The sequence below is a fragment of the Kitasatospora sp. NPDC059577 genome (assembly GCF_042735475.1).
GTDB lineage: Bacteria > Actinomycetota > Actinomycetes > Streptomycetales > Streptomycetaceae > Kitasatospora.
On the sequence record NZ_JBHWBZ010000061.1, the window covers coordinates 44,131 to 52,401 of the forward strand.

The 8,271-nt window shown below is 75.0% G+C and carries 7 protein-coding genes; 3 read left to right on the forward strand and 4 right to left on the reverse strand.

The annotated features are described in order from the left end of the window. Positions 1 to 125: 125 nt before the first annotated feature. On the forward strand, positions 126 to 815 hold the full coding sequence (locus ACFV0O_RS33650; protein WP_360258073.1) for a response regulator transcription factor: 690 nt from the start codon (positions 126 to 128) through the stop codon (positions 813 to 815). Positions 816 to 1,244: 429 nt separating this feature from the next. Here ACFV0O_RS33650 and ACFV0O_RS33655 read toward each other — a convergent pair whose 3' ends face one another. After that, on the reverse strand, positions 1,245 to 2,909 hold the full coding sequence (locus ACFV0O_RS33655; RefSeq protein ID WP_380347542.1) for a peptide-N4-asparagine amidase: 1,665 nt from the start codon (positions 2,907 to 2,909) through the stop codon (positions 1,245 to 1,247). A gap of 157 nt (positions 2,910 to 3,066) precedes the next feature. Next, complete coding sequence (locus ACFV0O_RS33660) at positions 3,067 to 3,969, reverse strand: LysR family transcriptional regulator (RefSeq protein ID WP_380347543.1); 903 nt, start codon at positions 3,967 to 3,969, stop codon at positions 3,067 to 3,069. Between the two features lie 148 nt (positions 3,970 to 4,117). On the opposite strand from ACFV0O_RS33660, the gene ACFV0O_RS33665 reads away from it, so the two are divergent. Together ACFV0O_RS33665 and ACFV0O_RS33670 are read left to right on the forward strand one after the other, a co-directional pair. Continuing rightward, entirely contained in the window at positions 4,118 to 5,137 is a 1,020-nt protein-coding gene (locus ACFV0O_RS33665) for a pseudouridine-5'-phosphate glycosidase (RefSeq protein ID WP_380347544.1), read from the forward strand. A gap of 3 nt (positions 5,138 to 5,140) precedes the next feature. After that, the gene (locus tag ACFV0O_RS33670) at positions 5,141 to 6,019 is read left to right on the forward strand and encodes a carbohydrate kinase family protein (RefSeq protein ID WP_380347545.1); all 879 of its coding nucleotides are present in this window, start codon (positions 5,141 to 5,143) and stop codon (positions 6,017 to 6,019) included. Positions 6,020 to 6,091: 72 nt separating this feature from the next. On the opposite strand, the gene polX is transcribed toward ACFV0O_RS33670, so the two are convergent. Together polX and ACFV0O_RS33680 are read right to left on the reverse strand one after the other, a co-directional pair. Then, complete coding sequence (polX, locus tag ACFV0O_RS33675) at positions 6,092 to 7,819, reverse strand: DNA polymerase/3'-5' exonuclease PolX (protein ID WP_380347546.1); 1,728 nt, start codon at positions 7,817 to 7,819, stop codon at positions 6,092 to 6,094. A 157-nt stretch (positions 7,820 to 7,976) separates the two neighbouring features. Further along, positions 7,977 to 8,271: hypothetical protein (locus tag ACFV0O_RS33680; RefSeq protein WP_380347547.1), on the reverse strand; the 295-nt coding region annotated here is incomplete at its 5' end.

An 8,271-nucleotide genomic window follows, 5' to 3' on the forward strand; every position in this document is an offset into this window, starting at 1 on the left:
TGCCGGCCCCGGCGGCTGCGCGCGCCCCCCCGGGGGCCCCCGCGCCCCCCCCCGGCCCCCCCGGCCCCCCGGGGGGGGGGGGGGCGCCCCGCCCCCCCCCCCGGCCGCGTGGCAGACTGCTGGGCGTGACGAGCGCGAACGGCGAGTGCCCGCGGGTGATCCGCACCCTGATCGCGGACGACCAGGAGGCCGTGCGGCGCGGTGTGCGGCGGATCCTGGCGGCCCAGCCGGACATCGAGGTGGTGGGGGAGGCCGCGGACGGCCTGGCCGCGCTGCAGCTGGCGGCCGAACTGCGCCCGGACGTCGCGCTGGTGGACATCCGGATGCCGCGGATGGACGGCCTGGAGGTGACCCGGCGGCTGGCCGGTCCCGGGGTGGCGGACCCGGTGCGGGTGGTGGTGCTGACCACCTTCGACCTGGACGAGTACGTCTATCCGGCTCTGCAGCACGGGGCTTCGGGCTTCCTGCTGAAGCGTTCCGGTCCGTCCCTGCTGGCGGAGGCGGTGCGGGCGGCGGCGGACGGGGAGAGCCTGATCAGCCCGTCGGTCACGGTCCGGCTACTGCGGCACGTGACGGCGCCGCGTCGGCCCGGGCGCCGGGGGCCCGCGGCGGCGGTGCCGTTGACCGAGCGGGAGGTGGAGATCGCCGGGCAGGTCGCGGCGGGCCGCACCAATGCGGACATCGCCGCGGAGTTGTTCATCTCGCCCGGCACGGTGAAGACCCACGTGGCCAGCATCCAGCGCAAGCTCGGGGTGGCGAACCGGGTCGGGATCGCCGTGCACGCCTGGGAGATGGGCTACGCCGTACCCGGGTAGCGGGGCGTGCCGGAGTGACGGACGGTGCCGGGGGTGGTGCCCGGTGTCGCGGGAGCGGACCGGCTTCTCGGGAACGGCCGGTGCCGGAGTGGCGGCCCGCCCGGTCGGTGCCGGCCCGCGGACACGGACAGCGCGTCCACGGAGTCGAGGGGATGCTCCGTGGACGCGCGGAACCTACGAGGTGGGGGCGGCCTCCGGACTCGTCGTCCTCCGGCCGGTAGTTCGATCGTCGACCGAGGTAGAAAACCAGCGGCAGACCCTGATCCGTCTCGACCTGTCGCCACTGCCTCCTGCGGTCGAACTTCCTTCAGCTACCTCGCAGGTCCAGTTCCCATCATGCGCCTCCCACGCCGCGTGCACCAGGGGTGTACGGCATGAATTCGGGCAATTTTCGCAAATCGATCATGTCGGGTCGCGTCGCGCCGCGGCTCAGGGCTGCGGCCAGCCGTCCACGAAGCTCAGCGTCCGGTGGTAGGGCCCCTCCGGTCCGGTGCTGCGGTAGTCCTCCGTGCTGCTGCCGGTGCGGACGCTGCGGTCCCCGTCGTGGCGCCGGGCGGTGGGGCGGAGGGTGTGGTCGACGGTGGAGCGCTCGGTGACGTGGCCGCCGGTCGCCGTGGTGGCCTCGCGGTGGTAGCCGAGGTCCATGGCGGTGGTCTGGTCGGTGTTGCCGGCCGCGTCGTGGCTCACCTTGTAGCTGACGTCCAGCGGTTCGCCCTCGTGGACGGTGGTGGTGCGGTGCGGTCCGCCGCCCCAGGTGGACGTGGTGCGGGTGAGGTCGGTGGTGTTGTGCAGCGTCACGTCGTTGCCGCTGTCGCGCAGTTGCTGGCCGGATCGGAAGGAGAGGTCGTCGCGGACCTCGGTGGTGATCCGGCCGTGCGAGGTCTGCACCCAGCCCCGGGCGAGGTCGTGCCGGGCGGCGGTGACGGTCCAGTCGCCGCTGCCGCCGCCGTGGTCGGCGAGCGCGGTGCTCACGGCGGCCTCGGGGGCGACCCGCTGGTCGGTGAGCTGTCCGGTGGTGCGGGTGCTGCCGTGGTCGACCTCGGCGAACAGGTTGATCTGGCCGGTCCACACGTCGTTGCTCTGCGCCTCGGCCGCGTTCACCGTGACGCCGACGGTGTGCGGGCGGCCGTCGAGCAGCAGGCCGACGTACGGGGTGAGGTCGAGCCGGTAGGCGGGCAGGTCGAAGGCGAAGACGCCGGGGACGGGCCGCCACAGCAGCGGGTCCCAGCCGCCGGTGTAGATCACCGGGTACGGCCACACCGCGCCGGCCACCCGGCCGTCGACGGTGAGCCGTAGCTCGCGGAACGGGCCGTTGCCGCAGAGGCCGAGGCCCGGGTTGGCGGCGACGAAGGCGTCCGGCGCGGAGGCGTACGCGAACTCCTCGCAGGCGCCGCCGCCCCGGGTGTAGACCTCGGCGGTGAGGCGTTCGAGGTTCTGCGGGAAGGTGAGTCCGCGGTCGGCGGTGGGGGCGGTCCGGGTGAGCGCGAACGGCCCGGTGGTGAGCACCCGGTCGGCGCCGCGGGCGGCGGGCCGGCGGGCGTCCGCGGTGTAGAAGGTCAGGTTCGCGCTGATCGTGAAGACGCCGGTGTAGGTGTCGTCGGTGACGTTGGCGAGGTCGAAGGAGAAGTCCTGCGGGCCGGACGCGAACAGCGGGGCGTAGCGGGTGACGTCGTGCTCGACGTTCCACTCGATGCCGTCCTTGGAGGGCTCCGGGGTGGAGGAGAGGAGTACCTGGACGCCGCCGACGCGGACGCTGAAGATCCGGTCGAACTGCCGCCCGGCGACCTGCCCATGGAGGTCCAGCACCACTGCGGACCACGGCCCGGCGCAGGCGGCAGGTGGGGTGAGGGTGGCGGTGTACGGGGTGTCGGGCGGGTTGCCGTACCCGTTGCGGAACTCGCGCGCGTGCATCGCCTCGACGGTGCAGGAACGGGTGTCGGGCCGGGTCAGGGGCTTGGTGGCGGTGACCGGGTCGTGGTAGTCGGTGCCGAAGTCGGCGCGGGCGGGGCCGGCGGCGGTGAGGGTGCCGGTGAGGGCGAGGGCGGCGGCACCGAGTAGACCGGCAGCGCGGCGGAGCAGCGGGCGCAGGGCCAAGGCGGATCCCCGGGGTCGGGCGGCCCGGGGCACTGCCGCGGGCCGGAGGGATGATCCGGCATCCTCCCGGCGGTGGCATGCCAGCGTCAAGGGTGGGTGGTCGGGCAACCGCCACCGCGATGGTCGGGCAGCCGGGACCGCGGTGGCCGGGCCGCGGCTACCGCTCCTCCAGCGCCGCCGCCTCCTGCCGGATGAGGTCGCGCAGGGCGGCCAGCCGGGGCCGGTGGTCGTCCAGCCGCCACTGCATCTCCAGCGGCAGGGTGGCCCGTCCCTCCAGCCGTACGGTCGCCACGTCCTCGGTGAGGTGGCCGCTCATCGAGCCGGGCACCAGTGAGAAGGCGCGGTTGCGGGCCAGCAGGTACAGCCGGGAGCCGACGATCCGCGGCGGGCTGACCAGCACCGGCGGGTCCACGCCGTGGTCCCCGCACAGGCCGAGCACGTGGTCGTAGTAGCGGGGGTGCTGCTCGCGCGGCCACAACAGCAGCGGCAGGTCGCGCAGTTCGGCCAGGCGCAGGCCGGTCCGGCCGGCCAGCGGGTGGTCCCGGCCGAGCGCCACCAGCACCGGCTCGTCGGCGATCCGCTCCAGCCGGTAGCCGTCGGTCTCGTCCAGGAAGCGGCCGAGCCCGACGTCGGCCAGTTCGGCGGCCAGGGTCGCGGACACCTGGCCGGTGTCCACGGCGAGTTCGGCGGTGTCGAGCGCGGGCAGCTCCTGCTCGGCCCGGCTGACCACGGCGGGCAGCAGCCGGTTCGCCACGCTCGGCGAAGCGACGATCCGGGCCGTGCGCAGCCGGGACTCCTCGTGCAGCCGGACCCGGGTCAGCAGCGCCTCGGCCTGGCCGAGCAGGCGCGCGCTCTCGGCGGCCATCACCTCGCCCGCTTCGGTGAGCGCGACGGAACGGCGGCTGCGGTCGAACAGCTCGACGCCGACGGTCCGCTCCAGCCGGGCGACCTCCTGGCTGACCGTCGGCTGCGAGATGTGCAGCCGTTCGGCGGCCCGCCCGAAGTGCAGTGTCCCGGCGACGGTCAGGAAGACCTCCAGCTGACGCAAGGTGAGACCCATGCCCGTCAGGGTAGGCGAAGGGTGGACGAACCAATAGGCGCGGGCCTATCGGAAGCCCCAGGACTCATGCTGGTTCCCGATGCGGACCGTCCATACGCTGAGCACCACGTTGCCCCACCGCAGTGGCATCTCACAGAGAGTTCGCATCATGACCGGACTTCCGCCCAGCACCCCCGCCGCTCCCGCGTCCCCCGCCGTCCACGTCGCCGAGGAGGTCGTCCGGGCCCTCGCCGACGGCCGGCCCGTGGTCGCCCTGGAATCGACCATCTTCACCCACGGCCTGCCGCGCCCCCGCAACCTGGCCGTCGCGCTGGAGGCGGAGGAGCGGCTGCGGGCCGCGGGCGTGGTCCCGGCGACCATCGGCGTGCACGCCGGGGTGCCCACGGTCGGTCTGAGCACCGGGCAGATCACCGAACTCTCCGCCACCGACGGCCTGGACAAGGTCAGCCTGCGGGACCTCCCGGTGGTCGCCGCGTTCGGCCGGCACGGCGGCACCACCGTCGCCGCCACGGCCTTCCTGGCCCACCGCGCGGGCATCCGGGTGTTCTCCACCGGAGGCCTCGGCGGCGTCCACTTCGGCGCCTCGGAGAGCTTCGACGAGTCCGCCGACATGACCACCCTGGCCGCCACCCCGGTCACCGTGGTCAGCGCCGGCGTGAAGTCGATCCTCGACATCCGGGCCACCCTGGAGCGCTTCGAGACCCTCAACATCCCGGTCATCGGCTACCGCAGCCGCAAGTACCCCGGGTTCTACGTCACCGACTCCGGCCACGAGATCAACTTCAGTGTGGAGTCGCCCGAGGAGGCCGCCCGGGTCATCGACGCCCGCGACCGGCTCGGCCTCCCGCAGGCCGTCCTGATCGCCAACCCGGTCGACCCCGCCAAGCAGCTGCCGCCGGAGGAACTGGACGGCATCCTGGCCCGCGCCCGGGCCGAGGCCGAGCGCCGCGGCATCACCGGCAACGCCTCCACCCCCTTCCTGCTCGACCACATCCAGCGCGACACCGGGGGCCGCAGCCTGGAGGTCAACGTCGAGGTCTACCGGGGCAACGTGCGCCTCGGCGGCGAGATCGCCACCGCTCTGGCCGCTGCCGCAGTCGACGCTCCGACTGCTGCCGCTGCCGCTGCCGCTGCCGTGGACGCGGACGCGGCCCAGAGCGGGGCCTGAGCCGTGCTGGGGGTGCTCGGCGACCTCGTCGAGGACGTCGTGGTCTGGGTCGACGGCCCGCTGCGGCACGGCACCGACTCCGCTGCCCGGGTCTTCCGGCGGCGCGGCGGCAGCGCCGCCAACGTCGCCCGCTTCGCGGCCGGGCAGTACCCGGCGCGCTTCCTCGGCTGCGTCGGCGAGGACGCGGTCGGGGACGGCGTGGTGGCCGAACTCGCCGGCCACGGCGTCGACGTGCGGGTCTCGCGGCGCGGCCGGACCGGCAGCGTCGTGGTGCTGATCGACCGGGACGGCGAGCGGACCATGCTGCCCGACCGGGGCGCCGCCACGCTGCTGGAGCGCGTCCCCGACGAGTGGCTGGCCGGCCTGACCCACCTGCACGTGCCCGCCTACTCCTTCGACGGCGAGCCGGTCGGCAGCACGGCCGTGGACGCGCTCGCCCGGGTCCGGTCGGCGGGCGGCACCACCTCGGTGGACGCCTCCTCGACCGGCATGCTGGAGCAGTACGGACGGGAGCGCTTCCTCGCCCTGCTGACCGGGCTGGCGCCCACCCTCGTGTTCGCCAACCGCTCCGAGTCCGCCTACCTCGGCCTGCTGGTCGACGGCCTGCCCGGACCGGAGCGCGACCGGCTGGCCACCACCACCGTGGTCACCAAGGCGGGCGCCGCGGCGACCACCGTGGACGTGCCCGGCGAGGGGCCGTTCACGGTGCCGGTGCCGCCGGTGGCACAGGTGCGCGACCTCACCGGGGCCGGGGACGCCTTCGCGGCGGGGTTCCTGGCCGGGTTCCTGGAGACCGGGGACCTGCGGCTGGCGGCCGGGCTCGGGCACCGCAGCGCGGCCCGGGTGCTGGCGTCGCCGGGGGCCTCCTGCGGCGAGGGGTAGCGGACCGCCGGCGGGCAGGGACGCGGGACGCCCCGCAGGCTCGGCGCGGGGCGTCCCTGCGGGGCAGTACGGCTAGCGCACGGCGTCCTTGCGCAGGAAGTGCTTCAGCTTCTGCCACGTCCAGGTGTTGATCACGTCCTCGGCGGTGAGCCAGCCGCGCTGCGCCGTGCCGATGCCGAAGCGCGGGTAGGCGAGCTGAGGGGTGGCGTGGGCGTCGCTGTCGACGCTGAACCGGACGCCGTGGCGCCTGGCCCGCAGGACGTCCTCGTCGCGCAGGTCGAGCCGCTGCGGGGAGCTGTTGATCTCGATCGCGGTGCCGGTGCGCGCGGCGGCCTCGAACACCGCGTCCAGGTCGACGTCGATCGGGCCGCGGCTGCCGATCCGTCGGGTGGTGAGGTGCCCGATGACGTGCACGTACGGGTTCTCGCAGGCGCGGATCAGCCGGCGGGTCTGGGCGGCGCGGTCGAGGGCGAAGTGCGAGTGCACGGAGGCCACGCAGACGTCGAAGCCCGCCAGGAACCCGGGCGGCCAGTCCACCCCGCCCTCCGGGTCGATGTTCAGTTCGGTGCCGTGGAGCAGCCGCAACTTCCGGTGCCGGCCCGCGAGTTCGCGGAGCCGGTCGCGCTGGGCGAGGATCTTCTCGTCCGTCATCCGCTGCATCACCAGGTTCGGCGCGTGGTCGGTGACGGCGAAGTAGGAGTAGCCGCGGGCGGCGGCGGTGTCGACCATCTCCTCCAGGGTGGCCAGCCCGTCGGTGAGGTCGGTGTGCGTGTGCAGGTCGCCGCGCAGGTCGGACTCCTGCACCAGGTCCGGGAGTCCGCCGTCCAGGGCGGCCTCGATCTCGCCCCGGTCCTCGCGCAGCGGCGGCGCGATCCACGGCAGGCCGAGCGCCGCGTAGACCTCGCCCTCGGTCCGCGAGACCACCTTGGCGCCGCCGTCGACCTCGAACAGTCCGTACTCGGAGAGCTTCAGCCCGGCCCGCACGGCCATCGTGCGCAGCTTGATGTTGTGCGCCTTCGAGCCGGTGAAGTAGACCAGCGCCGCCCCCCAGTCCTCCTCCGGGACGACCCGCAGGTCCACCTGGACGCCCCGCGTCGTGCGCACCGAGGTCTTGGTCGTCCCGCTCCCGATCACCTCGGCCACGTACGGGAGTCCGGTGAGCGCGGCCATCAGCGGGGCGGAGTCCTCGGCGGTCGCGAGCACGTCGATGTCGCCCACCGTCTCGCGCATCCGGCGCAGCGAGCCCGCGTACGCGCAGCGGGTGCAGCCGGGGACGGCGGAGAGCGCGGCGACCAGCTGCTCGGCCAGCTCGGTGGCCGTGTCCAGCAGGGTCCGGCCGCCGGACCGCCGGATCAGCTCGATGCCGTGCAGGATCTTCTCGCCGCTGCGCTCGCCGAAGCCGGCCAGCCCGGACAGCTTGTCGGCGCGGACCGCTTCGGCGAGTTCGTCCACCGAGGCGATGCCGAGCTCGCGGTGGAGGGCCAGGGCGCGTTTGGGGCCGACGCCGGGGACGGCCGTCATCTCCCGCACGCCGGCCGGGATCTCGGCGCGCAGGGACTCCAGGGCGGCGATCCGTCCGGCGGAGAGGTACTCGGCGATCTTCTCGGCGGTGGACCTGCCGACGCCGGGGATCCGCTGCAGACCCTTGACGTCCAGTCCCGCGAGGTCCTCGGGGTGGCCGCCGACCGCGCGGGCGGCCTTCTCGTAGGCGCGGGCCCGGAAGGCGTCCCCGCCGGTGATGTTGATCAGGTCGGCGTACTCCTGGAGCAGCTCCCTGACCTGGTCGTTGAGCCGGGGCATGGGGCAAGTCTAGGTTCGGCGGGGCGGGCCCGCCGGGTGTGCGGCGTCCGCTCCGGGGCCGCCGTGGGGGCGGGTTGCGACGGCGGGCTGCGACGGTGGCGGGGCCGTGCTGCGGAGGCGGGGTGCGGTCCCGGTTCCGGCGCTCCGGGGCGCGCGGTCAGTCGTGGGCGACGGTCAGCAGCAGGACCACGGTCAGCCCGCCGCCCGGCGTGGACTCGACCGCGAGCCGGCCGCCCGCCGCCAGCACCAGGCTGTGCAGGGCCGGCCCCACCGGGCCGCCGGGCCGCACGCCCGCGAGCAGCCACTCGCGCGCTTCGGGGAGCTCGTGGGCGCCCCGGTCCGAGATCCGGATCTCCACCCGGCCGCGGGCGGGGCCGGCCGCCACGCCCCCGCGCGGGGGCCGCCGGGCCCCGCCGCCGCCGCCCCCCCCCCCCCCCGCCCCGGCCCCCACC